Here is a 23476-nt window from a genome sequence, read left to right as displayed (position 1 = left end):
GACTGGCCTCTGTTTTGTCTTTTATACGGCTGAGACGCCGTATTCTCTCAAGCCGCCGGAGAGTAATGGTAGTGAACGACGCGATCGCCCGTCCGCAACAAAAAGCAGCCAAGGCCTTAACGCCCCTGCTTGAAATCCGCAATCTGACCAAGTCTTTCGACGGTCAACATGCGGTTGATGATGTCAACCTGACCATCTACAAAGGTGAGATTTTTGCACTGCTTGGCGCCTCAGGCTGCGGCAAATCGACACTGCTGCGTATGCTGGCAGGATTCGAGCCGCCAACCTCCGGGCAGATTATGCTGGATGGCCAGGATCTCTCCCACGTGCCGCCTTACCAGCGCCCAATTAATATGATGTTCCAGTCTTACGCGCTGTTCCCACACATGACGGTGGAGCAGAATATCGCCTTCGGCCTGAAGCAGGACCGGCTGGCAAAAGACGAGATCACCAGCCGCGTGGCAGAAATGCTGACGCTGGTGCATATGCAGGAGTTTGCTAAACGCAAACCGCATCAACTTTCTGGAGGACAGCGCCAGCGTGTGGCGTTGGCCCGCAGCCTGGCTAAACGTCCTAAGCTGCTACTGCTGGATGAGCCAATGGGCGCGCTGGATAAGAAGCTGCGTGACCGTATGCAGCATGAAGTGGTCGATATTCTGGAGCGCGTCGGCGCAACCTGCGTGATGGTGACCCACGACCAGGAAGAAGCGATGACCATGGCCGGCCGTATTGCGATCATGAACCGTGGCAAATTCGTGCAGATCGGCGAGCCGGAAGAGATTTATGAGCATCCGACCACCCGCTACAGCGCGGAATTTATCGGATCGGTAAACCTGTTCGAAGGGATTTTACGTGAGCGTCAGGCCGATGGTCTGGTGATTGAAAGCCCAGGGCTGATCCATCCGCTGAAGGTCGATTCTGATGCTTCCGTGGTGGACGGCGTGCCGGTACACGTCGCGCTGCGTCCTGAGAAAGTCATGCTGTGTGAAGAGGTTCCGGCGGACGGTTGCAACTTCGCGGTCGGTGAAGTGGTGCACATTGCCTATCTGGGCGATCTGTCGATTTACCATGTGCGCCTGCGCAGCGGTCAGATGATCAGTGCCCAGTTACAGAATGCCCATCGCTTCCGCAAGGGTGCGCCAACCTGGGGAGACGAAGTGCGTCTCTGTTGGGAAGCGGACAGTTGTGTGGTTCTGACGGTGTAGTGGGGGAGTGATGAGCGAGAATTCTTCGAGAACGACCGAGCCACCAACCCGACAGCAGGGTGCTTTTAGCGCGCTTCTCGGTCGGTTGCAGATGAAACAGGGCCGCAAGCTGGTTATTGCGCTGCCTTATTTGTGGCTGATCCTGCTGTTCCTGCTGCCATTTTTGATCGTGCTGAAAATCAGCTTTGCTGATATTGCGCGCGCGATCCCACCGTATACCGATTTAGTGACCTGGGCCGATGGTCAGCTGACCATGGTGATGAATCTGGGCAACTACATCACGCTGACAGACGATCCGCTGTACGTGGATGCGTATCTGCACTCGTTGCAGGTCGCCGCGATCTCGACGGTGGTTTGTCTGCTGATTGGCTACCCGCTGGCGTGGGCAGTGGCGCACAGTTCGCCGTCAACGCGTAACATTCTACTGTTACTGGTGATCCTGCCTTCCTGGACCTCGTTCCTGGTGCGGGTGTATGCCTGGATGGGCATTCTGAATGACAACGGTATTCTGAACCGCTTTCTGATGTGGACCGGCATTACCGATCATCCGATCGCCATTCTGTATACCAATCTGGCGGTCTATATCGGCATCGTGTACTGCTATTTGCCGTTTATGGTGTTGCCGATTTATACCGCGTTAACGCGTATCGATTATTCGCTGGTGGAAGCGTCGCTGGACCTTGGCGCGCGTCCGATGAAAACCTTTTTCAGCGTGATTGTGCCGTTGACCAAAGGCGGCATTATCGCCGGTTCCATGCTGGTGTTTATCCCTGCGGTGGGTGAGTACGTGATCCCGGAACTGTTGGGCGGCCCTGACAGTATTATGATCGGTCGCGTGCTCTGGCAGGAGTTCTTTAATAACCGTGACTGGCCGGTAGCGTCGGCACTGGCGGTGATTATTCTGCTGATTTTGATCCTGCCGATTATCTGGTTCCATAAGCATCAGAATAAAGAGCTGGGGGAAACGAAATGACTACCTTACCCACCATTCGTTCTCCATGGCGCACGGCGATCCTCGTGGTGTGCTTCTTCTTCCTGTATGCGCCGATGGCGTTGCTGGTGATCTATTCGTTTAACTCCTCGCAACTGGCGGCATGGGAGAGTTTCTCCCTGCACTGGTATAACGTGTTGTTCCATGATGATGCGATGATCAGCGCGGTGACCCTGAGCCTGAGCATTGCCGCGCTGGCGGCAACGGCGGCGTCGGTCCTGGGCACCATTGCGGCGGTGATTATCGTGCGGTTTGGTCGCTTTAAAGGCTCAACCGGATTTGCGTTTATGCTGACCGCGCCGTTGGTGATGCCCGATGTGATCACCGGCCTGTCGTTACTGCTGCTGTTTGTGGCGATGGCCAATACCTTTGGCTGGCCTGCCGACCGCGGCATGCTGACCATCTGGCTGGCGCACGTCACCTTCTGCACCGCGTATGTGGCGGTGGTCATCAACTCGCGTCTGCGCGAGCTTGACCGCTCCATTGAAGAAGCGGCGATGGATTTGGGTGCCACACCGTTGAAGGTGTTCTTTGTGATTACCGTTCCGATGATCGCCCCGGCGATTGTCACCGGCTGGCTGCTGGCCTTTACGCTGTCGCTGGATGACCTGGTAATTTCCAGCTTTGTCACCGGGCCAGGTGCCACCACCTTGCCGATGCAGATCTTTGCAACGGTTCGCCGTGGCGTGAACCCGGAAATCAACGCGCTGGCGTCGTTAATCCTGTTTGTAGTTGGCATTGTGGGCTTTATCGCCTGGCGCTTTATGGCGCACGAAGAGAAGCAGCGGCTGCGTGATATTCAGAAGGCGCGAGGCGGTTAAGACGCGTTAGCGCTGTGTTAGGCGATTTTTGCCGCCACCCACTGTCGTATTTGGGTGGCGGCAAACTGTCAGAGCGAGGCTATCCGAGGACCTTCTTCACGCAGGCTTTAAACACCTTGATGCCGACAGGCAGCGAGTTCAGGTCGAAATGCATATCGGGATGATGCAGGCCCGGCACTAATCCCGTCCCTAATCCCCAGAAACCGGACTTGACCTCAGGGCGCTGCACCGCATAGTGGAAGAAGTCTTCGCTACCCGGCGTGGAACGGACCGGCATCAACGCCTCTTCACCCAGCACCTCTTTGATTGACGCCGAAATCAGCGCGGTCATCTCATCATCAATCTCTGCCGCTGGCATCGATTTCAGTACGGCGATATGCGCGGTTGCGCCATAAGCGGCGACGCTGTGCTGAACGGCTTTTTCTACCCGCGCCTGCAACACTTCCATATCTTCGTTTTCCGCTGCGCGAAGATCGAATACCACGCGGGCTTCATCGGGAATAGAGTTGGTCACGCCGGCATCGCACAGGAAGCGGGTGGCTTTTGCACTCCAGCTCTTACCGGGTGCCATATGCACGCCATTAACGGCCTGTACCGCGGCGGCACCGGCATCCAGCGCATTGATGCCAAGGTGAGGACGCGCGCCGTGTGCCGTCTGGCCGCGGATGGTCGCTTCAATGGTGACACAGGCGGAATAATAGACCGCCGGGATGGCTGTGCCGACTGCGCACTCTTCTGCCGGACGCAGGTGGAAGCCCAGAATCATGTCGACATCGTCGATGGCGCCGCCGGCAATCATCGCCAGCGCACCGGTGCCTAACTCTTCTGCAGGCTGGAAGATCAGCTTCAGGCGGCCTTTTTTCACCGCGCCTTCAGCAATCAACTCCTGCGCCGCGGTCAGCACGACCGAGGAGTGGCCGTCATGACCACAGGTATGACGTGCGCAGGCTTCGCCATTAATGATATGGCCCAGTGCATCCATGTCTGCCCGCAGAGCGAGGGTAGGGCCCGGCACGCCGCTGTCCAGCACGGCGACGATACCCGTGGTGCCATTAAAGTTGTCCTGCACCGCATAACCTGCTGCTTTAAGCTGCTGGCTGATATAGGCCGAGGTTTTAAATTCCTGGAATCCCAGTTCCGGGATCTCATGCAGATAAGCGTAATGTTCTAAAACTTTTAACACGTTAAGCACTCCATTTATCAGTTATCAGGCAACCACTCGCATGACCAACATCGAGATGACCGCATTCAGGATGCTGGTCACCAACGGCAGTGGCCAGTACTTCTTCGGCACGTCGGACACACCCAGCAGACGGCCCATGTATTGTCACTGTGCGGTGCAAACACCTTACCAATAAAGCCCATAATCCCGGGTAAATTTAGCATCTCCGCAATCACATACGCCATCACCACATTCGGCAATAAATTTTGAATGGCGATCCGCGGGATCAATACCGGAATCGACAGAGAAACAAATAGTGCTGAGCCAATGGCAAAATAGTTATTGATTAATCCCGCACCGGAATACTGCCAGGCCGCCATAATAACCCCGTCCTTTTTGCTGATTTGCTTCTCGTCATACAGTTCTTTGGTTAATGCTGCGCCTGCATCGGTACTTTGCAAATCGGTAATTAGCGCAAGGCCGGATCGACCCGCAAACCTAAAACAGGTTTTAATAACGGCGTGAGTAATTTATGCGCAGCGCGGATGGCACCGTAATGGGTGAATATTTCCAGCAGACCCCAATGCCGATGGTGTTCTGGCTGGCGAGCACGTTATCTCTTCCTTCATCAACGTTTCTCCTCCCAAAAATAGAAAAATGCAGAAAACGCAGCAAAAAAGGGGCCCTGAGTGGCACTCTTTCGGTAATTGCGCTAAAAATAACCTGTTAACTTTCAGGTAAGGATGAATTGCAGAGTTCGTGCCAGTATGGCTGAATTAAACAAAATAACTGCCGATAAACCCTTATTACCGCCATCGTTGCGTATGAAGGCGTAATAAAAAAACATCGCGTAATGCCGACCTTCAATATTTATCTAGCCTTATTTATCGTAAAATCAGGCATCAGGTCGGTGGACCCCCACTATCGCGCACGTGCACTGTTTTGGGGCGGAGCAACAGGTTGGTCAGGAGAGTGTCATGTCAGAGGTGTTCAGAGAGGGTAAAGCAGTCCTGAAATCACCGTCTTCAATTCCTGTGGCGGTGCTGGTGGCGGGCATTGCAGCAATCGCTACGCGCGTACTCGGCGTGGCCTTGCAGGTGCATGACTTAGGTCTGGCAGAAGTCATCAGCTTTGTTTATCGCAGTGCTCAGGCGTGGAACTCGACGTTGATTTTTATCGCCAGCCAGCTGATCTTCTTTTTTGAGCTGCGTTGCGCGGTTGCGATGATGCGGGGGAAAAACTGGGGGCGCTGGGGCTTTGTGATTTCTCAAATCACCGTGTTGATCTATATGTTTTGCGCGTCGATGGGCTGGATCTATCCTGAACTATTCAGCGTCAGTGGCGAGAACAACCTGCAAATTATTCATCTGCTGATCTCGCAGAAGTTGCCCGATCTGCTGATTATCCTGCTGCTGTTTATGCCTGAAAGCAGCCGGCGATTTTTTAGGCAGCACTGAACAGGCGGCACGACAGACGCCGACCTCCTGTTGGCTGAGGGAGCAATAAACCTTTTTTAAGCTAAGCCGCTGCGCCAAACCAGCGTTGGCGAAGCTTTTCCAGCGTGCCATCGTCTTTCAGGCTTTGCAGGGCTTGATTCAGGCTGTCACGCAGTTCGGTGTTGCCTTTGCGCACGGCAATCCCCAATCCTGAACCAAAAAAGCGGCTATCGGTGATTGGATCGCCGACTTTGGCCAGATGTGGATTGGTTTTCAGTAATTCCTTCACCGCCAACGTGTCGCCAAAAATGCCATCCAGCCTGCCGTTACGAATATCCAGTAAGGCATTCTGATAATTGTCGTAGGTGACGGTAATGATCTCAGGCCAGGCCGTCATTAAATAGGCCTGCTGAGTGGTTTCGGCACCGATACCGATACGCTTACCTTTCAGCTGTTCAATATTGCTGTACAAACCTGCCCTGGCGACCAGCGTCCCCGAATTCATAAAATAAGGCTGGGTAAACTCGACCGTTTTCTTACGCTCATCGGTGATATCCAGACCGGAAATGATCGCATCATAACGGCGGAACTTTAATGACGGCAGCAGGCGTTCGAAGGTGTTATTGGTAAAAATGCACTGTTTTTGCATCCGGTCGCACAGAGCTTTCGCCAGATCGATATCGAATCCGACCAACTGATTTTCAGCAGTGAGAAACTCAAAGGGAGGATTGTTAGCGTTAGAAGCAAAACGCAGCGGTTCCGCTGCCTGAGCACAGGCACATATCGAGGTCAGTAGTAGGGTAAAAACAAACTTAAGCATCACGTACCGTCCTTGCGGTCACTTTACCTGACCATTATGCCGTGGGTGATGCCTGGGCTATCCGCGGATTAACCGCTAAAGAAGGGCTGTTTCTGACGGATACCGGTGACCTGCACCGGCATCGATCAGTTTCTGCGTTCAAAGGCCAGCGCGCGACGTTCAATCATCCGCATCATTAAGGTGAGCAAGCCGTTTACGCACAGGTAAATCAGGCCCGCTGCCGCAAACACCGAGACGTCATAAGTGCGGCCATACAGCAATTGACCGTGCCCCATCACCTCCATCAGCGTGATGGTGTAGGCCAGCGAGGTACTTTTGAACACCAGCACCACCTCATTGGAGTAAGAGGAGAGGGCGCGCTTAAAGGCATAGGGCAGCAGGATGCGCAGCGTTTCTTTGCGGTTCATACCCAGTGCGGCACAGGATTCCCACTGACCGGCAGGGATCGCCCGCATCGCGCCATAGAAAAGCTGCGTGGTGTAGGCGGCGCTGTTTAGCGACAATGCCAGCAGCGCGCAGAGCCAGGGCTGCGAGAGTAAATGCCATAGCCAGGGAATGGCCTGAATCGACGGAAACTGTCCTGGCCCATAATAGATCAGGAAGATTTGCACCAGCAGCGGTGTCCCGGTAAACAGGGTGATATAGCCCCGGACTACCAGCCGCAATACCGGCACTTTCAGCGATAAAATCACCGTGAAGATCAGCGCAAACACCAGCGCGAGGATCAGCGATGCCACGGTCAGCGTCAGACTGGTATGCAGCCCTTTCAGCAGTTCGGGTAAATAGCTCAACATCAGGTATTCCCTTGCTCAAAACGGGTCGCACGGGCATCAATACGCTTCAGCACCTGCTGGCTCAATAAGGTGATCACCAGATAGATGGCCGCGGCCATCAGATACCAGGTAAACGGCTCCTGCGTGCGGGCCGCGATGCTTTTGGTTTGCAACATAATATCGTTCACGCTGATCAGCGAGACCAGCGCCGTGTCTTTCAGCAGCACCAGCCACTGATTACCCAAGCCTGGCAGGGCATGACGCCACATCTGCGGCAGGATCAGGCGGAAGAAAATGGCCGGGGTTTTCATGCCTAGCGCCTGTCCCGATTCCCACTGCCCCACAGGGACCGCTTTCAGCGCGCCGCGAAGGGTCTGAGAAGCATAGGAGGAATAGAGGATCGACAGGGCGATCACCCCGCAAAGAAACGGGCTGACGTCGAAGTTCTGAATATTCACCTGCACCGGGAAGCTGAACAGCCCCAGATTGACGGTGAAACCATCGGACAGGGTCAGCAGCAGTTGCGAGGCGCCAAAATAGACGAACAGCACCACCAGGATCTCCGGCAGGCCACGGAATAGCGTGACCAGACCGGTTCCCAGCCAGGCGACCGGACGCCAGCGGGCCGATTCCCAGGCGGCGAAAATCATCGCCAGAATCAGCCCAACGACCAGTGCAGAAACGGCAAGGCCGACGGTCATGCCGGCGGCGCTTGCTAAAGGAGTGAGTTCATTCATTCAGAAATTACTGCTGGAACCATTTGCTGTAGATGGTTTTGTAGGTGCCGTCAGCCTTCACTTTGTCCAGTGCGGTGTTGAACTGGCCCTGCAACTCGGCGTTACCCTGACGAACCGCGATGCCCAAACCGGTGCCGAAGTAAGCCTTATCAGTCACTTTCTCGCCCACTGGTGCCAGGTTTGCGTTCTGCTTCAGCCATTCGTTCACCACCGCGGTGTCACCGAATACCGCATTGATACGGCCATTTTTCAGGTCCAGGATCGCATTCTGATAGCTGTCGTAAGGAACGGCATTCACGCCGGTCATTTTTTCGGTCAGGTATTTCTGATGCGTGGTGCCGTTCTGTACGCCAACACGTTTGCCTTTCAACGCATCAACAGAAGCCACTTTGCCTTTCTGGGCAATAAACAGGGCAGAGTTGTCATAGTAAGCTTTGGAGAACAGAACCTGTTTCTCACGTTCAGGCGTGATGTCCATGCCGGCCATTACCGCGTCAAAACGACGGAATTTCAGGCTTGGGATCAGGCTGTCGAACGCCTGGTTAGTGAAGGTACAGGTTGCGTTCATTTCACGGCACAGTGCGTTAGCCAAATCGACATCAAAGCCCTGAATTTTGTTATCGGAATCGACAAATTCAAACGGAGGATAAGAGGCTTCGGTAGCAAAACGAATGGTCTGCGCGGCGCTCGCGCTCAGGCTTAAACCCGCTAACAGTGCGGCAAGTACGACTTTTTTCATCATTATACCCTGCATTAGTGCGATAGATAATTGGCAAACGCGTCGGTTTGCGGCTGTGTAAAGCGGCTGGCATCACCCTGTTCGACCACGTAACCGTTCTCCATGTACACCACGCGGCTGGCGGTTTTACGCGCCACTTCCACTTCGTGCGTTACGATGACCTGGGTGATGTTGGTCTGCGCCAGTTCCTTAATGATCGACACGATCTGGGCCGTAATTTCCGGATCAAGCGCGGCGGTGGGCTCATCGAACAGCAACACTGCCGGCTCCATCATTAACGCTCTGGCTATCGCCACGCGTTGCTGTTGGCCGCCGGAAAGGTGCAAAGGATAGCGGTCGGCGAATGTGGTCAGGCGCAGGCGATCCAGTAGTTTTCCGGCGCGGGCATGGGCCTGATCTTTGCTCAGCCCCAGCACGCGGCAGGGCGCTTCGATCAGGTTCTGCATCACCGTCAGGTGCGGCCAGAGATTATATTGCTGGAAGACCATACCCACGTTTTGACGCAGCTCGCGGATGGCCGCGTCTGACGGGGTTTTACTGAAGTCGATTTGATGTCCCGCAATGCTCAACGTGCCGGAACGCGGCATCTCAAGCAAATTGAGAACGCGCAGCAGAGAGCTCTTACCGGCACCGCTTGGACCCAGCAGAACCAGCGTTTCGCCCTCAGGGCACGCCAGTTGAATGTCGAACAGTGCCTGATGGGCACCATAAAAGCAGTTAATACCGTTTAGTTGAATACTCATGCGCAAAAAGTGAATAGCAATTGATGCTGCGAATCTTAACGTTGACGGCATACTTATGCAATCATCGTGCGTGAAAATACCTTTATGCCTGCTGTAAACTAAAAGGCTAGCACAAGATCGCGTGCTTTAAGCGGATTTGCCCGGGAAGATGCAAGAACTGCGAGAGCGATCGTGCCATCGGGCGATGGCACGACACTGGGAGACACTACTTCAGCAGCAACTGGCTGAGCGAGCCGCCCTGAAGATGCGGGTTCGGGCTGTTGTAGCGCACGTCGTCAACTGCCCAGCAGGTGCCTTCGCGCACCATCAGCACTTCATCCTGCCACTCTACCGGCTTGCTGCCATCCCGAGTGAGCGTCACGCGCAGCGGAATGTTGCGTGCATCGGTATTCGGAATGGTCGATGCATCCGCCACGCTGGCTGAGGTTGGGCCAACCGATAAACTTGAGAAGATATCACCCTGATTTAACTCAGGCGCGCGAGTGGTGTCGCTGTTGGCTTTCAGCAAGGTGGCATACAGTTTATCGCTGAGATAAGGGCGGTATTTGGCCAGCTGTTGCGCCGTCGGCATTCCCTGAGTCGGCTCTTTCAGGCGCAGATCATAGAACTGCTGCGCGACTGAATCCGGGCCGCCATCGACGCAGGGCCCCATACGCTTACCAATGTCCTTATACGCGGGTTGTACCGTGGTACAGGCACTGAGAAGCAGCGCCATTGGAGCCAGTGCAGCAATCGCTTGGTATTTCATCTTGATTTCCTTATTGTTTCTGGATGACGGTTTTTAGCATAGAGTATAGCCGCTCTGCTTAACCAGAAGGGCTACACTGGGAAAGAACAACAAAAGGAGAGCATTCAATGATGCGTCTGTTGATATTGGCAGTTTTTTCGCTGCTGCTGAGCGCCTGTGGTTCATCAGGCTTCGAGTCGCATTCCGGCTACACCGTTGATACCCGCCATCCCGCGTATGGCGCCCGTCCCCGTATTAAGGTGCTGGTGATCCACTACACCGCGGAAGATTTCCCCAGCTCGCTGGCTACGCTCACCGATCGTGACGTAAGCGCACACTACCTGATTCCGGCGAAACCGGTGGAGAAATCACATCAGCCGGTGGTGTTTCGTCTGGTACCGGAATCACAGCTTGCCTGGCATGCGGGCCCCAGCTTCTGGCGGGGAGCCTCCCGATTAAATGATACCTCGATCGGCATCGAGCTGGAGAATCAGGGCTACAGGCGAACGTCTGCTGGCCAAATCTGGTACCCGTTTGCGCCGTCACAGATTGCGGCGCTGGCCCCGCTGGCCAGAGATATCGTACAGCGTTACAACATCCTGCCGCAGGATGTCGTTGGGCACAGCGATATCGCCCCGCAGCGTAAGCAGGATCCTGGCCCACTATTCCCCTGGCAATGGCTGGCAGAGCAGGGGATTGGCGCCTGGCCAGATGCCGGACGGGTCAGTTTTTATCTGGCAGGCAGGCCGCCGGAGCAACCGGTCGATCACGCCCATTTGCTGACGTTGCTTTCGCTTTATGGTTATCAGGCCAGTCCGGAGATGACGGCAGACGAACAGCGTAAGGTGATCGCGGCTTTCCAGATGCATTTCCGCCCCGCAAATTATTTAGGGCTGCCGGATGCGGAAACGGAAGCGACGGTGAGAGCGTTGCTGGAAAAGTACGGCGAAGGTTAGGGTGACGGAAAAGTAAAAAGCCCATCTCCCATGGTGGGAGTGGGCTGAGCAGGGTTACGCGGCGAGGAACGCCTTCCACTGCGCCACCAGCGTTTCCAGCGCGTGGCGGTCAATATCCAGATGGGTTACCAGACGCGTGACCGCACCGGTGCTGATCAGGATATTCTGCTGCTTCATCCACGCTTTCAACGGTTCAATCTGCGCGTCTGGCAACCTTACAAACACCATATTGGTGTCCTGACGGGACACATCCACGCCAATCGCTTTTAACTGCTCCGCCAGCCAGGCGGCATTATCATGGTCGTCTTGCAGACGGGCGACGTTATGTTCAAGGGCATACAGGCCTGCAGCCGCCAGAATGCCCGACTGACGCATCGCGCCGCCGGTCATTTTACGCCAGCGGCGGGCGCGCTGAATGTATTCGGCGCTGCCACACAGCAGTGAACCTACCGGGGTGCCGAGCCCTTTTGACAGACAGATGGTCAGCGTATCGCAGTAGCGCGTCAGGGCTTCCAGCTCGACCCCGAGTGCCACGCTGGCGTTGAATATACGCGCACCGTCGATATGCAGCGCCAGCTTGTGCTGACGGGTGAATTCCCAGGCGTCTTTCAGATAGGCAATCGGCAGGACTTTACCGTTATGGGTGTTCTCAAGGCTGAGCAGTTTGGTCATCGCGAAGTGGAAATCATCAGGCTTGATAAACTGCGCCACGACATCCAGCGGAAGCGTGCCGTCAGCGGCCGCCAGAATCGGTTGTGGCTGAATGCTGCCTAACACCGCGGCGCCGCCAGCCTCGTACTTATAGTTATGCGCCAGCTGGCCGACAATGTACTCCTCTCCACGCTGACAATGGCACAGCAGCGCGATTAGGTTAGCCTGGGTGCCCGTGGGTAAAAACAGGGCGGCTTCTTTGCCGGTTAACTGCGCGGCCCTGGCTTCAAGTGCATTGACCGTTGGGTCATCGCCGTAAACATCATCCCCGGTTTCTGCGGCCATCATCGCGGAAAGCATCGCCTGGCTGGGGCGGGTTACCGTATCACTGCGTAAATCAATCACACCTGAGCTCCTCTAATGAAAACGGACGCCGTAGCGTCCGTAAAAAAAGACCTGCAAATGTTTTACCGCAGCCAGTTGGTTTTTGCCAGTTCAACCACTTCGTCACCACGGCCATTGATCACCGCCCGCAGCATATACAGGCTGAAGCCTTTCGCCTGCTCCAGCTTGATTTGCGGCGGCATGGCCAGCTCATCTTTGGCGGTCACCACATCAACCAGCACCGGACCATCGTGATTCAGCGCTTCCTGCAGGGCTGCATCAAGGTCTGACGCGCGCTCCACGCGGATCCCTTTCACGCCACAGGCGGTGGCAATCTCCGCAAAATTCGGATTTTCCAGGTCGGTACCGTCAGTCAGATAACCGCCGGCCTTCATCTCCATCGCCACAAAGCCGAGGACGCTGTTGTTGAACACCACCAGTTTTACCGGCAGTTTGAGCTGAGCAACCGAGAGGAAATCGCCCATCAGCATACTGAAACCGCCATCGCCACACATCGCTATCACCTGACGCTGCTTGTCCAGCGACTGCGCCCCCAGCGCCTGCGGCATGGCGTTAGCCATCGAGCCATGGTTAAAGGAGCCAATCAGCCGGCGTTTACCGTTCATCTTCAGATAGCGTGCGGCCCAGACGGTCGGCGTTCCCACGTCACAGGTAAATATGGCGTCGTCGTCGGCAAAGCGACTTAACTGCTGGGCCACGTATTGTGGATGAATCGCCTGTTTATCATTGGCGGTTGCCAGATTATCCAGCTCTTTACGCGCATCGACATAATGCTCAAGCGCTTTATCAAGGAAGTCGCGATCCTGTTTAACCTCCAGCTGCGGTAACAGCGCGGCGAGCGTGGTTTTGATATCGCCAATTAACGCCATATCGACGTGACTGTGCGATCCAATGCTGCCCGGATTGATATCGATCTGAATGATTTTCGCATCGGCAGGATAGAACGCCCGATAAGGGAACTGCGTACCCAGCAATACCAAGGTGTCCGCGTTCATCATCGCATGGAAGCCAGACGAGAAGCCGATCAGCCCGGTCATGCCAACGTCATAAGGATTATCGTATTCCACATGCTCTTTGCCGCGCAGCGCGTGAACGATCGGCGCTTTCAGCGTCTCGGCCAGCTTGACGACTTCCGCATGCGCGCCGGCACAGCCGCTGCCGCACATCAGGGTGATGTTATGTGACTCATTCAGCAGTTCGGCCAGCTTAACCATCTCAGTGGCTTGCGGTTGCACCACCGGCAACTGAGGCGGATACCAGTTAGCCGTCGCACCTTCCGGCGCCAGCTTCAGCGCGACATCACCTGGCAGCACCACCACGGACACACCGCGATTAAGAATGGCTTTGCGCATGGCGATGCCCAGTACCTGCGGTAACTGCTCCGGGTTGGAGACCAGCTCGCAGTAATGGCTGCATTCGCGGAACAGTTCCTGCGGATGGGTTTCCTGGAAATAGCCGCTGCCAATTTCGCTGGATGGAATGTGCGCGGCAATCGCCAGTACCGGTACGCGGTTGCGGTGACAGTCAAACAAGCCGTTGATCAGGTGCAGGTTGCCGGGGCCACAGGAACCGGCACACACTGCCAGTTCGCCGCTGATTTGTGCCTCGGCACCGGCGGCAAAGGCGGCCACTTCTTCATGGCGGGTCGGCATCCATTCGATGGTGCCCATTTTGTTCAGGCTGTCGCTCAGCCCGTTCAGGGAATCTCCGGTAACTCCCCAGATGCGTTTTACCCCGGCGCTTTCTAACGTTTTCGCCACTAGGGCGGCTACGGTCTGTTTCATGCCTTTCTCCGTTTGGCTTATCTCAAATTAGTCAGAGTAAAGCATAGACGAAGGCGGGGCGTTGTCAGGGAGTGGGCGGTAGTCAAACGTGCGGTTTACGGCAGCCCGCAGGCTGCCAGAGACTCAGGAGGAGAACAGCGCGATCAGAATGGGCGCAAACAGGCTCAGCAGAAAGCCGTGAACAATGGCCGCCGGTACGATCTCCGTTCCGCCGCTGCGTTGCAGCACGGGAAGGGTGAAATCCATGGAGGTTGCGCCACACAGCCCAAGCGCGCTTGAGCGGTGACGTGAGATCAGCGCCGGGATCAGCATTATCGCCAGCAGTTCGCGCATCAGGTCATTAAAGAACGCCGCGCTGCCAATCACCGGCCCGAAGGATTCAGTCATCAGAATGCCCGACAGCGAATACCAGCCGAAGCCTGACGCCATCGCCATGCCGGTTTTTAGCGGTAGGCCAAGCAATAAGGCGGTCAGCACGCCACCGACCATCGCGCTGAGGAACACCACCATCGCCACCATCAGGCCACGACGGTTGAGGATGATCTGGCGCAGCGTCATGCCACTGCCGCGCAGCTGTAATCCCACCAGGAACAGCAAAAACAGCAGCGCGTATTCGCTGGCCAGCGAGGCAAATTTCAGCGGCGCCCAGTGGCTCAGGCCCAGCACAAATCCAATCACCACCACGCCGCACAGCTTTAATGAATCCAGCGCCATATGCAGCCGCGAAGGAAGGGCTTCCTGCCGGTGTTTGTGTGTCCACGGACGGCGCGATTCCAACAACCGCAGCGCCAGCAAATTACAGATCAAGATGCAGACCGCACTGACCGCGCAGTAATGGAAAATAGACAGCAGATTGCTGCTCAGATCGTCGAGAAAGGCCAGGCTGATGCCCATAAAAAACAGGATAACGTACACCATCCAGCTGAGAAGCTTATTTACCAGTCGCAGCAAAGAGGGGTTTTTAGTCGGCAGAATGTAGCCGAGGATCAAAGGAATAAGAATGATCAGCAATCCTGAATACATGGGGCAGGTCGTCCGTGGGGAGAATTTGTGGCGTCAAGCTAGCGAAAATTCTTAGCGGAGTAAAGCAAAGTTCCCGTCTTCACCGGGCCTCGTCGGGTTACCCGTACTGGATATGGAGCATTTCCTGCATAAGCTCGGATTTTCAGAGGGTTATCATGACACTGCTCCGTTGCCGGCCAGCGTAACGATGAATTCTGAATTTGCTCCCTTGAAAAGAGGCGTAGCAGCCCAATCTTAAAGGTATTGCCGGATGTCAGTCATAAAAATGCCAGCGTGCATGGCTGGCATTTTACTGTAGGGTTGTTCAGAATGAGGTAAGGAAAGGTCAGGCACTGACTGCCATCGCCATTTCCACAGGGACAATGAGGCTGGCATGATTGCCCTTCGGTCCCTCATGCACATCAAACTGGACTTGTTGCCCGGCTTTCAGCGTTCTGTATCCATCCATCTTGATGGTCGAGTAGTGCGCGAAGATATCCTCGCCGCCACTGACTGGACAGATAAAGCCGAAGCCTTTGGCATTATTGAACCATTTAACAGTACCCGTCTCCATGCTTCTACTTCCCTCGCAAGACATTCGAATGAGTGAGGTGGCGAGGCTTAAAGCCTCTAAGCTGGTTAAAACGCATTCAGCTTATGCCTGTACTGTAGAGATTTGGCATTGAGCGTCAAGCAAATGGGGCGTTCAAACGGGGACGAAATCATCAAAATTTGAAGCAGTTAACGCTATTGCGAATTTTGTGATGGAGGTCGCGTAGCGGCAGTTTGCAGCAAACAATCACCGGCGTGGGCCAACATTCTGGGCGTGTTAAACTTACCCTTAATAATGTTAGTCTGACCTGAGTAAGTAACGTGTTGAGATTGGGTACGTATGGCAAACACTAACGATTGGCTTAACTTTGAACACCTTGCAGATGACAAGCTCCGTGAAGGGCTTAAGCCACCTTCGATGTATAAAGTTATTCTGAACAATGACGATTATACACCTATGGAATTTGTTATTGACGTACTGCAAAAGTTCTTTTCTTATGATACTGAACGTGCAACGCAACTGATGCTTGCGGTCCATTACCAGGGAAAGGCGATCTGCGGTGTCTATACTGCTGAAGTGGCAGAGACCAAAGTCGCTCATGTAAATAAGTACGCCAGGGAGAACGAGCATCCGTTGCTGTGTACGCTGGAAAAAGCCTGAATAAGGCGATCTATTGGGGGAGGTGCCTATGCTCAATCAAGAACTGGAACTCAGTTTAAATATGGCTTTCGCCAGAGCGCGCGAGCACCGTCATGAGTTTATGACTGTCGAGCATTTGTTACTGGCATTGCTCAGTAACCCGTCGGCCCGCGAGGCGTTAGAAGCCTGCACGGTCGATATCGTGGCTCTCCGGCAGGAGCTCGAAGCCTTCATCGAACAAACCACCCCGGTCTTGCCGGTCAGCGAAGAAGAGCGCGACACTCAGCCGACGCTCAGTTTCCAACGCGTATTACAACGCGCCGTATTCCACGTGCAGTCATCCGGTCGTAGCGAAGTTGCGGGTGCTAACGTCCTGGTCGCGATTTTCAGCGAGCAGGAGTCGCAAGCCGCTTATCTGCTGCGTAAGCATGAAGTCAGCCGTCTTGATGTGGTTAACTTCATTTCCCACGGGACGCGTAAAGATGAACCGGGTCCGTCGTCAGGTGCGGAAAATCCGGTCAACGAAGAGCAAGCAGGCGGGGAGGATCGTATGGAAAACTTCACCACCAATCTTAATCAGCTTGCTCGCGTAGGTGGGATTGACCCACTGATCGGGCGCGATAAAGAACTGGAGCGTACTGTTCAGGTACTTTGCCGTCGTCGTAAAAATAACCCGTTACTGGTGGGTGAGTCTGGCGTCGGTAAAACCGCCATTGCGGAAGGCCTGGCCTGGCGCATTGTGCAGGGTGACGTGCCGGAAGTGATGAAAGATGCCACGATTTATTCGCTGGATATCGGTTCACTGTTGGCGGGCACCAAATACCGTGGTGATTTTGAAAAACGTTTCAAAGCGCTGTTAAAACAGCTTGAGCAGGATACCAGCAGCATTCTGTTTATCGATGAGATCCACACCATCATCGGTGCCGGTGCTGCATCAGGTGGCCAGGTTGACGCCGCTAATCTGATCAAGCCGCTGCTCTCCAGCGGGAAAATTCGCGTGATGGGTTCCACAACCTATCAGGAATTCAGCAACATCTTTGAAAAAGACCGTGCGCTGGCTCGCCGTTTCCAGAAGATCGACATTACCGAACCTTCTGTCGACGAAACCGTGCAAATCATCAATGGTCTGAAGCCGAAATACGAAGCTCACCACGACGTGCGCTACACCGCGAAAGCGGTCAGAGCCGCCGTGGAGCTGGCGGTGAAATACATCAACGACCGTCATCTGCCTGATAAGGCGATTGACGTGATTGATGAGGCGGGCGCTCGCGCACGTCTGATGCCGGTTAGTAAGCGTAAGAAAACGGTTAACGTGTCGGATATCGAATCTGTGGTGGCCCGCATTGCGCGTATTCCAGAGAAGAGTGTTTCTGCCACCGACCGTGACACGCTGAAAACCCTGAGCGATCGTCTGAAAATGCTGGTATTTGGCCAGGATGATGCGATTGAGGCCTTAACCGAAGCGATCAAAATGAGTCGCGCCGGATTGGGTCAGGATCGTAAACCTGTCGGTTCCTTCCTGTTTGCTGGTCCTACGGGCGTCGGTAAAACTGAGGTGACCGTTCAGCTGGCGAAAGCGCTGGGCATTGAGCTGCTGCGTTTCGATATGTCGGAATACATGGAGCGTCACACCGTTAGCCGTTTGATTGGTGCGCCTCCAGGCTATGTTGGTTTCGATCAGGGCGGCCTGCTGACGGATGCGGTGATTAAGCATCCACACGCGGTAGTACTGCTTGATGAAATCGAGAAGGCACACCCGGATGTCTTTAACCTGCTGTTGCAGGTAATGGACAACGGTATGCTGACCGATAACAACGGCCGTAAAGCCGATTTCCGTAACGTGGTGGTGGTGATGACCACGAACGCCGGCGTGCGGGAAACTGAACGTAAGTCGATCGGTCTGATCCACCAGGATAACAGCACCGATGCGATGGAAGAGATCAAAAAGATCTTTACGCCAGAATTCCGTAACCGTCTGGACAATATTATTTGGTTCAAACACCTCGATACCGAGGTTATCCATCAGGTTGTCGACAAGTTTATTGTCGAACTGCAGGCGCAGCTGGATGCGAAAGGCGTGTCGCTGGAAGTCAGCGATGATGCCCGGGACTGGCTGGCAGCGAAAGGGTACGATAAAGCGATGGGCGCACGTCCAATGGCGCGTACCGTGCAGGAATGCCTGAAAAAACCGCTGGCAAACGAACTGCTGTTTGGTTCGCTGGTGGATGGCGGCTCCGTGTCGGTGGCTCTCGATAAAGAGAAAAACCAGCTGACCTATGACTTCGTTAGCGCTGAGAAGCGTAAAACGGTAGGGTCAGAACACTAAGCTGTTCGATAGATAGAAAAAAGGCCGGATATGATATCCGGCCTTTTTTTATGGGTGCTGCGGCTACGGGCGGCAGCACGGCTGAATGCTAATTAGCGACTACGGAAGACAATGCGGCCTTTGCTCAGGTCGTACGGGGTCAGCTCAACAGTGACTTTGTCGCCCGTCAGGATGCGGATATAGTTTTTACGCATTTTACCGGAGATGTGAGCGGTAACCACGTGTCCATTTTCTAACTCAACGCGGAACATGGTGTTAGGTAACGTATCCAATACGGTACCCTGCATTTCAATATTGTCTTCTTTGGCCATCGAATCCTCTAGGTGTTACAACCTTAGTTTTGAACCGGCAAGATAATGCCGAATTTCAAGTATTATGTAAAGAATTGTTGGTGATTTCACCAGCATCAACTCCTCTGTTACGCGTTTCGCGCAGAGGAGCTCACGATTAAAAATGTGCAGTGTACGACGTCAGCGTGGGGGAAATGCGGGCTAAAAATGGGTCTCGCATTCGCTCCTGTGCGCAATGCAAACCGAAAGACAAAGTGCGTTAATATTCCCAGCCAGGCCAATCCCGGCTCGCCAGTGACAGGAGGCGATGGGCGGACGACATACCAAACGCGCATATTATATCACTGTTATCCACTCTTGCGTGGAAAACATCGTTTAATCCCACTAAAAAAGGGTCTGCGGCTGCCAACAGTTCGCTGAAAGCGGCTGATCTGCCAGCGAGTTGACCTGATGCAGGTAATCCGCACGGCCTATCTCCTCAGCGCCAAGCGAAGCGGTATGCGGGTTCAGTACCTGGCAGTCGATCACTTTTCCACCTTGCTGCTGAAAATAGCGGCTGAATACCAACAATGCCGTTTTTGAGGCATTTTCTCGCCGGCTGAACATCGATTCGCCACAAAAAATCTGTCCCAGCGCCAGCCCGTACATCCCGCCGACCAGTTCATTCTCATGCCAGACCTCAATCGACTGCGCATGTCCTGCCTCAAACAGCTTCAGCCAGGCGCGGCGAACTTCATTGGTTATCCATGTCCCTTCTTCACGATTGCTGGCACAGCCTTCGATAACATCATAAAAGCTCTGATTAAGCGTCACGCGGTAAGGTGACTGCTGATGAAAGCGCTTCATGCTGCGGCTGAGGTGGAAGCTTTGTGGATAAAGCACCGCACGAGGATCGGGCGACCACCACAGAATCGGATCCCCCGGCGAGAACCAGGGGAAAATGCCACGGTGATAGGCGCTCAGCAGGCGGGCAGGGCTGAGATCGCCACCCATCGCCAACAGGCCATTAGGTTCACGCAGCGCCATTTCCGGCGGCGGGAAGTTGAGTGACTCCCTTGAGAGTTGGATCAGGCGCATGTTAACAGCCTCTGCGGCACGAGAGGCTATGACTATAGCGCAAACCGCTGGTGGAAATACCAGTAGCGACCGCGTTTTGAGATTAATTCGACATGATTTCCCTGCTCAATGATCCTGCCGCTGTCCATAATGCAAATTTTGTCGAACTGCTGCAGGCCTTGCAGGCGGTGAGTCACCATAATCATCGTTTTGTCTTTGGCGACCTCGTGAAGTAACGCCAGAATTTGCTGCTCTGTTTCAGCATCAAGGCCTTCGGTCGGTTCATCCAGCAGCAATAAATCACCGTTATGCAGTAGTGCACGCGCAAGACCCAGCCTTCTTAACTCGCCACCGGAGAGCTGACGTCCACCTTCACCCAGCCAGGCATTCAGCCCCAAATCATCCTCCAGCAATCCGCCAAGGCCCACCTGGTTAAGGACTTCAACCAGTTGCGCGTCGCTGCTTTGCGCTGAGGCCAGCAGCAAATTTTCCCGCAGCGTGTTACTGAAAAGGTGAACACGTTGTGTGACCACGCTGGTGGCCGCACGCAGAGAAGCTTCATCCCACTGCTGCAGTGGCTGCCCGTTGAGGAGCAGGCTGCCATGCTGTGGATCCCAGGCGCGAGTAAGAAGCTGGAGGAGTGTCGATTTCCCGCAGCCCGTTCTGCCCAACAGCGCGACATGTTCCCCTTGGGCAACGTCCAGTGAGAGGCAGTCCAGCGCAGGATGATGATCGCCATAGCTGAAGCTCAGATCCTTGATACTCAGGGAAACGCCTTCGCGTGCTGGAAGGGGAGTGTGGGCAAAATGCACCGCAGGTTGCTGGTTAATTACTTCAGAAACCCGCGTCGCTGACGCCATCACCTGACCCAGGTGCAGAAACGCGCCCCCAACCGGCGCCAGCGCTTCAAAGGCCGCCAGAGCACAAAACACAAACAGGGCAATAAAGGCGCCAGGCTCCTTCAGATGACCGATGCCGCCCGCGCTTAGCCATAAAATCAGCACCACGGTAAAGCCGGTAATCAACGTCAGTAACCCCTGAGAGAGTCCCATCAGGCTGGCCTGACGTTGCTGCGCAGCCATCCAGCGTGCTTCAGTCTGGTCAAGATTCTGGCGGAAGAGTTTAGCCGCTCCGTAAAGTGCCAGCTCTGCCTGAGCCTGCAGCCAGTCGGCCAGCTGAGTGCGGTATTGACCGCGTAATGCGGTCAGAGCGATACCTGCCGGCCTGCCAGCGCGATAAAACAGCGGAGGAAGCAGTAGCAGCGTCAGTAACATCAGGCCGCCCAATATCACCGCCAGATGCCAGTCCAGCCAGCTCAAGCCAACGGTTACAGTAAGAATCACCACAAAAGCGCCAAACAATGGTGAGATGACGCGCAGATAAAGATGGTCAAGCGTATCGACATCAGCAACCAGTCTGTTCAGCAAGTCGCCTTTACGATAGCCACTTAATCCCGCAGGGGAGAGCGGCAGCAGTTTGCTAAAGGTAAACACCCGCAGATGCTGAAGGACTCTGAATGTGCCATCGTGGCTGACCAGGCGCTCGAAATAGCGTGCTGCAGTGCGGGTGATCGCCGCACCCCTGACACCAGCGGCTGGCAGCATGTAGTTGAAGCTGTATAAGCCGGCAAAGCCTGCCACTGAGGAAGCGGCCAGGAACCAGCCGGAAAGTGTTAACAGACCGATGCTGGCCAGCAGGGTAATAATGGCCAGCACAATTCCCAATGACAGCCGCCAGATATGACGGCGATAAAGGGCCAGAAACGGCATTAACGTTTTCATTCTACGGTCTCCTGACGCCTGGCAGCCAGTTCGGCAAATGCACCGGGCGAGCGCATAAGCTCAGCGTGGTCACCTTGCTGCAGGATTTTGCCGTTGCGCATCAGCCAGATTTCATCCCAGCGGCCCAGTTGATCCAACTGGTGGGTGATCATTAAGGTGGTCTGGCTGAGGGACGCGGCCAGTAAGGCTTCATTAACCCGCTGTTCACTGCGACTGTCGAGGCTTGAACCGGGCTCATCAAGTAACAGGAAATGGCAGGACTTATACAGCGCCCTGGCCACTGCAACACGTTGCGCCTGACCGACTGACAGGGAAGAGGCCTGCTCACCGATTTCACTTTCCAGTCCATTCGGCAGCTGTGAAAGGAACTCTTTTACGCCGGCCTGCTGGCAAACGTTGTCAAGCTTGATCGGGTCAACCCGGCCGGCCAGCACAATATTCTGCCGTAACGTTGCCGCAGGGAGGTGAGGGTTCTGTCCAACCCAGGCAAGTTGCTGTTGCCAGAACTCCGGCGAGATTTCCCGCAGTTCAGTCCCGTTGACCCGCAGCGATCCCTGGTAGGGCAGAAAACCCAGCAGTACGTTAAGCAGGGAGGTCTTACCCGCACCGCTTTGCCCGACCAGCGCCACGCGCATGCCAGGAAGCAAGGTGAAATTCAACGGTCCTGCCAGTACCTTGCCATCCGGGGAAAGGATCTGCAGTTCCTGTGCCTCGAAAGTCAGGCCATGCTGCGTATCAATCACCTTTTCGCCTTGTGAGGAGGTCAGGGTTTCGCTCTGATTCAGGAAGGTTTCCAGTGCATCCGCGCCGCCGACGGCCTGCGCTTTGGCATGATAAAACGCGCCGAGATCGCGGAGTGGCTGGAAGAACTCCGGCGCGAGGATCAACGCAAGGAATCCGGCAAACAGCGTAACGCCGGAGCCATAATGGCCAAAATTGAGTTCGCCGAGGTATGAGAAGCCGAAATAGACCGCCACAACCGCGATTGACAGTGAGGCGAAGAACTCAAGCACGGCGGAGGAGAGGAAAGCCAGGCGCAGGACTTCCATGGTTCGTTGCCGGAAATCTTCCGAAGACTGGCGAATGCTCTCGGTTTCCGCTTCTGCACGATGGAACAGGCGTAAGGTTTCCAGCCCACGTAAACGATCGAGGAAGTGGCCACTGAGCCTGGCCAGCGCTTGAAAGTTACGGCGATTGGCATCCGCCGCGCCCATACCGACCAGCGCCATAAACAGCGGTATCAGCGGCGCGGTACACAGCAAAATGAGCGCAGCGGCCCAGTTTACAGGGAACAGGGCAATCAGAATAAAGCAGGGGATAAAAACGGACAGCAGCATTTGCGGCAGATAGCGGGAATAGTAATCCTGCATATCTTCGATTTGTTCCAGCAGCAGCGTGGCCCAACTGCCCGCAGGTTTACCCTGGATCCAGGCCGGCCCCAATGCGCTGAGCTGGTTGAGGACCGTACGTCGGAGCGTGGTTCGGATAGCTTTGCCACATTCGAATCCCACTTTTTCGCGTAGCCAGGCCAACACACCGCGCAGAACGAAACAGCCGAACAGCAGCACGAACGGGGTGACTAAGGCTTCTCGTGGCGTGTGATCAACAATCAACGCCTGTAGCAGTGAGGCCAGCAGCCACGCCTGACAGACAATCAGCAGGGCGCTTAACATGCCAAGCATCAGAGAGAGCCGTAACCAGCGCTTACCCAGCCCGGTCTGGCTTTTTAACCAACGGAGTAACTGTTGCTGCCGTGTTTTGTTCATGCTTTTCCAGCTGAGCGTTAGACGAAAGAGGAGAAAACATCCCTGCTAAAAACAGGGGGATTGGCTGGCAATGTTACAATGCGGAAAGCAAAAAGGCGACCAGTTGAGGTCGC

The 23476-nt window shown here is 54.9% G+C and carries 23 protein-coding genes and 2 pseudogenes; 8 read left to right on the top strand and 17 right to left on the bottom strand.

Annotated elements, in window-relative coordinates:
* Positions 1–71: 71 nt before the first annotated feature.
* Genes potG through potI form a run of 3 tightly spaced genes read left to right on the top strand, consistent with a single transcriptional unit; the run spans position 72 to position 3017 of the window.
* Positions 72–1205: a putrescine ABC transporter ATP-binding subunit PotG gene (potG, locus tag ACXKZG_RS15010; protein ID WP_134824873.1), complete on the top strand. Its 1134-nt coding sequence runs from the start codon at positions 72–74 to the stop codon at positions 1203–1205.
* A gap of 10 nt (positions 1206–1215) precedes the next feature.
* Positions 1216–2178, top strand: coding sequence for a putrescine ABC transporter permease PotH (gene potH, locus ACXKZG_RS15005; protein ID WP_013201492.1), 963 nt, complete (start codon positions 1216–1218; stop codon positions 2176–2178).
* The gene (potI, locus tag ACXKZG_RS15000) at positions 2175–3017 is read left to right on the top strand and encodes a putrescine ABC transporter permease PotI (RefSeq protein ID WP_013201493.1); all 843 of its coding nucleotides are present in this window, start codon (positions 2175–2177) and stop codon (positions 3015–3017) included. Before potH ends, potI begins: the two co-directional genes overlap by 4 nt.
* A gap of 79 nt (positions 3018–3096) precedes the next feature.
* Here the strand turns inward: potI and ACXKZG_RS14995 are convergent, their stop codons facing one another.
* The 3 genes and pseudogenes from ACXKZG_RS14995 to ACXKZG_RS14985 form a co-directional block, all read right to left on the bottom strand.
* On the bottom strand, positions 3097–4200 hold the full coding sequence (locus ACXKZG_RS14995) for a M20 peptidase aminoacylase family protein (RefSeq protein ID WP_488875092.1): 1104 nt from the start codon (positions 4198–4200) through the stop codon (positions 3097–3099).
* Positions 4201–4224: 24 nt separating this feature from the next.
* A pseudogene (locus tag ACXKZG_RS14990) lies at positions 4225–4469 on the bottom strand (hypothetical protein).
* A pseudogene (locus tag ACXKZG_RS14985) lies at positions 4455–4759 on the bottom strand (hypothetical protein); the annotation flags it as partial. The pseudogenes ACXKZG_RS14990 and ACXKZG_RS14985, both read right to left, overlap by 15 nt.
* On the opposite strand from ACXKZG_RS14985, the gene ACXKZG_RS14980 reads away from it, so the two are divergent.
* Entirely contained in the window at positions 4712–4909 is a 198-nt protein-coding gene (locus ACXKZG_RS14980) for a hypothetical protein (protein WP_346566018.1), read from the top strand. The pseudogene ACXKZG_RS14985 and the gene ACXKZG_RS14980 sit on opposite strands and share 48 nt — an antisense overlap.
* A 247-nt stretch (positions 4910–5156) precedes the next feature.
* The gene (locus ACXKZG_RS14975) at positions 5157–5636 is read left to right on the top strand and encodes a YbjO family protein (RefSeq protein ID WP_488875091.1); all 480 of its coding nucleotides are present in this window, start codon (positions 5157–5159) and stop codon (positions 5634–5636) included.
* A 61-nt stretch (positions 5637–5697) separates the two neighbouring features.
* Here the strand turns inward: ACXKZG_RS14975 and ACXKZG_RS14970 are convergent, their stop codons facing one another.
* The 6 genes from ACXKZG_RS14970 to ACXKZG_RS14945 form a co-directional block, all read right to left on the bottom strand.
* Positions 5698–6435: a transporter substrate-binding domain-containing protein gene (locus ACXKZG_RS14970; RefSeq protein WP_488875090.1), complete on the bottom strand. Its 738-nt coding sequence runs from the start codon at positions 6433–6435 to the stop codon at positions 5698–5700.
* Between the two features lie 125 nt (positions 6436–6560).
* Entirely contained in the window at positions 6561–7229 is a 669-nt protein-coding gene (artM, locus tag ACXKZG_RS14965; protein ID WP_346566020.1) for an arginine ABC transporter permease ArtM, read from the bottom strand.
* On the bottom strand, positions 7229–7945 hold the full coding sequence (gene artQ / locus ACXKZG_RS14960; RefSeq protein ID WP_053145816.1) for an arginine ABC transporter permease ArtQ: 717 nt from the start codon (positions 7943–7945) through the stop codon (positions 7229–7231). The genes artM and artQ overlap by 1 nt, the downstream gene beginning before the upstream one ends.
* Before the next feature lie 7 nt (positions 7946–7952).
* Positions 7953–8684 (bottom strand): arginine ABC transporter substrate-binding protein, encoded by a 732-nt coding sequence (artJ, locus tag ACXKZG_RS14955; protein ID WP_488876274.1) that lies wholly within the window; start codon positions 8682–8684, stop codon positions 7953–7955.
* Between the two features lie 14 nt (positions 8685–8698).
* Complete coding sequence (gene artP / locus ACXKZG_RS14950; RefSeq protein ID WP_488875089.1) at positions 8699–9427, bottom strand: arginine ABC transporter ATP-binding protein ArtP; 729 nt, start codon at positions 9425–9427, stop codon at positions 8699–8701.
* A 205-nt stretch (positions 9428–9632) separates the two neighbouring features.
* On the bottom strand, positions 9633–10175 hold the full coding sequence (locus ACXKZG_RS14945; protein ID WP_488875088.1) for a lipoprotein: 543 nt from the start codon (positions 10173–10175) through the stop codon (positions 9633–9635).
* Positions 10176–10282: 107 nt separating this feature from the next.
* Here ACXKZG_RS14945 and ACXKZG_RS14940 point away from each other — a divergent pair, with 107 nt between their 5' ends.
* On the top strand, positions 10283–11110 hold the full coding sequence (locus ACXKZG_RS14940; RefSeq protein ID WP_488875087.1) for an N-acetylmuramoyl-L-alanine amidase: 828 nt from the start codon (positions 10283–10285) through the stop codon (positions 11108–11110).
* A 54-nt stretch (positions 11111–11164) separates the two neighbouring features.
* Here the strand turns inward: ACXKZG_RS14940 and ltaE are convergent, their stop codons facing one another.
* The 4 genes from ltaE to cspD form a co-directional block, all read right to left on the bottom strand.
* The gene (gene ltaE / locus ACXKZG_RS14935; protein ID WP_346598257.1) at positions 11165–12166 is read right to left on the bottom strand and encodes a low-specificity L-threonine aldolase; all 1002 of its coding nucleotides are present in this window, start codon (positions 12164–12166) and stop codon (positions 11165–11167) included.
* A gap of 62 nt (positions 12167–12228) precedes the next feature.
* Positions 12229–13950, bottom strand: coding sequence for a ubiquinone-dependent pyruvate dehydrogenase (gene poxB, locus ACXKZG_RS14930; RefSeq protein ID WP_488875086.1), 1722 nt, complete (start codon positions 13948–13950; stop codon positions 12229–12231).
* Positions 13951–14073: 123 nt separating this feature from the next.
* Positions 14074–14973 (bottom strand): LysO family transporter, encoded by a 900-nt coding sequence (locus ACXKZG_RS14925; RefSeq protein ID WP_134823811.1) that lies wholly within the window; start codon positions 14971–14973, stop codon positions 14074–14076.
* A 325-nt stretch (positions 14974–15298) separates the two neighbouring features.
* Positions 15299–15526, bottom strand: a complete 228-nt coding sequence (gene cspD / locus ACXKZG_RS14920) for a cold shock-like protein CspD (RefSeq protein WP_013201507.1) — start codon at positions 15524–15526, stop codon at positions 15299–15301.
* 318 nt (positions 15527–15844) lie between these two features.
* Here cspD and clpS point away from each other — a divergent pair, with 318 nt between their 5' ends.
* Together clpS and clpA are read left to right on the top strand one after the other, a co-directional pair.
* On the top strand, positions 15845–16165 hold the full coding sequence (gene clpS, locus ACXKZG_RS14915) for an ATP-dependent Clp protease adapter ClpS (RefSeq protein WP_013201508.1): 321 nt from the start codon (positions 15845–15847) through the stop codon (positions 16163–16165).
* A 28-nt stretch (positions 16166–16193) separates the two neighbouring features.
* Entirely contained in the window at positions 16194–18470 is a 2277-nt protein-coding gene (gene clpA, locus ACXKZG_RS14910) for an ATP-dependent Clp protease ATP-binding subunit ClpA (RefSeq protein ID WP_488875085.1), read from the top strand.
* Between the two features lie 92 nt (positions 18471–18562).
* Here the strand turns inward: clpA and infA are convergent, their stop codons facing one another.
* From infA to cydD, 4 genes are all read right to left on the bottom strand, one after another.
* Complete coding sequence (gene infA, locus ACXKZG_RS14905; RefSeq protein ID WP_002211347.1) at positions 18563–18781, bottom strand: translation initiation factor IF-1; 219 nt, start codon at positions 18779–18781, stop codon at positions 18563–18565.
* 363 nt (positions 18782–19144) lie between these two features.
* Positions 19145–19837, bottom strand: a complete 693-nt coding sequence (aat, locus tag ACXKZG_RS14900; RefSeq protein WP_488875084.1) for a leucyl/phenylalanyl-tRNA--protein transferase — start codon at positions 19835–19837, stop codon at positions 19145–19147.
* Between the two features lie 32 nt (positions 19838–19869).
* A complete protein-coding gene (gene cydC, locus ACXKZG_RS14895) occupies positions 19870–21597 on the bottom strand; it encodes a heme ABC transporter ATP-binding protein/permease CydC (protein WP_346594940.1) in 1728 nt (575 codons plus the stop codon).
* Positions 21594–23363 carry a heme ABC transporter permease/ATP-binding protein CydD gene (gene cydD / locus ACXKZG_RS14890; protein ID WP_488875083.1) on the bottom strand — a complete coding sequence of 590 codons (1770 nt, stop codon included), beginning with the start codon at positions 23361–23363 and terminating at the stop codon, positions 21594–21596. The genes cydC and cydD overlap by 4 nt, the downstream gene beginning before the upstream one ends.
* Between the last annotated feature and the right edge of the window lie 113 nt (positions 23364–23476).

This window comes from Erwinia sp. 2186 (assembly GCF_057812255.1).
The sequence above is the reverse complement of the archived record's forward strand: the minus strand, read 5'-3'. Positions and strand labels throughout refer to the sequence as shown.

Bases quoted from the DNA above. Each gene is read 5' to 3' on its own strand.
- potH (WP_013201492.1), top strand. From the start codon at position 1,216: ATGAGCGAGAATTCTTCGAGAACGACCGAGCCACCAACCCGACAGCAG.
- potI (WP_013201493.1), top strand. From the start codon at position 2,175: ATGACTACCTTACCCACCATTCGTTCTCCATGGCGCACGGCGATCCTC.
- ACXKZG_RS14980 (WP_346566018.1), top strand. From the start codon at position 4,712: ATGCGCAGCGCGGATGGCACCGTAATGGGTGAATATTTCCAGCAGACC.
- ACXKZG_RS14975 (WP_488875091.1), top strand. From the start codon at position 5,157: ATGTCAGAGGTGTTCAGAGAGGGTAAAGCAGTCCTGAAATCACCGTCT.
- ACXKZG_RS14970 (WP_488875090.1), bottom strand. From the start codon at position 6,435: ATGCTTAAGTTTGTTTTTACCCTACTACTGACCTCGATATGTGCCTGT.
- artM (WP_346566020.1), bottom strand. From the start codon at position 7,229: ATGTTGAGCTATTTACCCGAACTGCTGAAAGGGCTGCATACCAGTCTG.
- artQ (WP_053145816.1), bottom strand. From the start codon at position 7,945: ATGAATGAACTCACTCCTTTAGCAAGCGCCGCCGGCATGACCGTCGGC.
- artJ (WP_488876274.1), bottom strand. From the start codon at position 8,684: ATGAAAAAAGTCGTACTTGCCGCACTGTTAGCGGGTTTAAGCCTGAGC.
- artP (WP_488875089.1), bottom strand. From the start codon at position 9,427: ATGAGTATTCAACTAAACGGTATTAACTGCTTTTATGGTGCCCATCAG.
- ACXKZG_RS14945 (WP_488875088.1), bottom strand. From the start codon at position 10,175: ATGAAATACCAAGCGATTGCTGCACTGGCTCCAATGGCGCTGCTTCTC.
- ACXKZG_RS14940 (WP_488875087.1), top strand. From the start codon at position 10,283: ATGATGCGTCTGTTGATATTGGCAGTTTTTTCGCTGCTGCTGAGCGCC.
- poxB (WP_488875086.1), bottom strand. From the start codon at position 13,950: ATGAAACAGACCGTAGCCGCCCTAGTGGCGAAAACGTTAGAAAGCGCC.
- ACXKZG_RS14925 (WP_134823811.1), bottom strand. From the start codon at position 14,973: ATGTATTCAGGATTGCTGATCATTCTTATTCCTTTGATCCTCGGCTAC.
- cspD (WP_013201507.1), bottom strand. From the start codon at position 15,526: ATGGAGACGGGTACTGTTAAATGGTTCAATAATGCCAAAGGCTTCGGC.
- clpS (WP_013201508.1), top strand. From the start codon at position 15,845: ATGGCAAACACTAACGATTGGCTTAACTTTGAACACCTTGCAGATGAC.
- clpA (WP_488875085.1), top strand. From the start codon at position 16,194: ATGCTCAATCAAGAACTGGAACTCAGTTTAAATATGGCTTTCGCCAGA.
- infA (WP_002211347.1), bottom strand. From the start codon at position 18,781: ATGGCCAAAGAAGACAATATTGAAATGCAGGGTACCGTATTGGATACG.
- aat (WP_488875084.1), bottom strand. From the start codon at position 19,837: ATGCGCCTGATCCAACTCTCAAGGGAGTCACTCAACTTCCCGCCGCCG.
- cydC (WP_346594940.1), bottom strand. From the start codon at position 21,597: ATGAAAACGTTAATGCCGTTTCTGGCCCTTTATCGCCGTCATATCTGG.
- cydD (WP_488875083.1), bottom strand. From the start codon at position 23,363: ATGAACAAAACACGGCAGCAACAGTTACTCCGTTGGTTAAAAAGCCAG.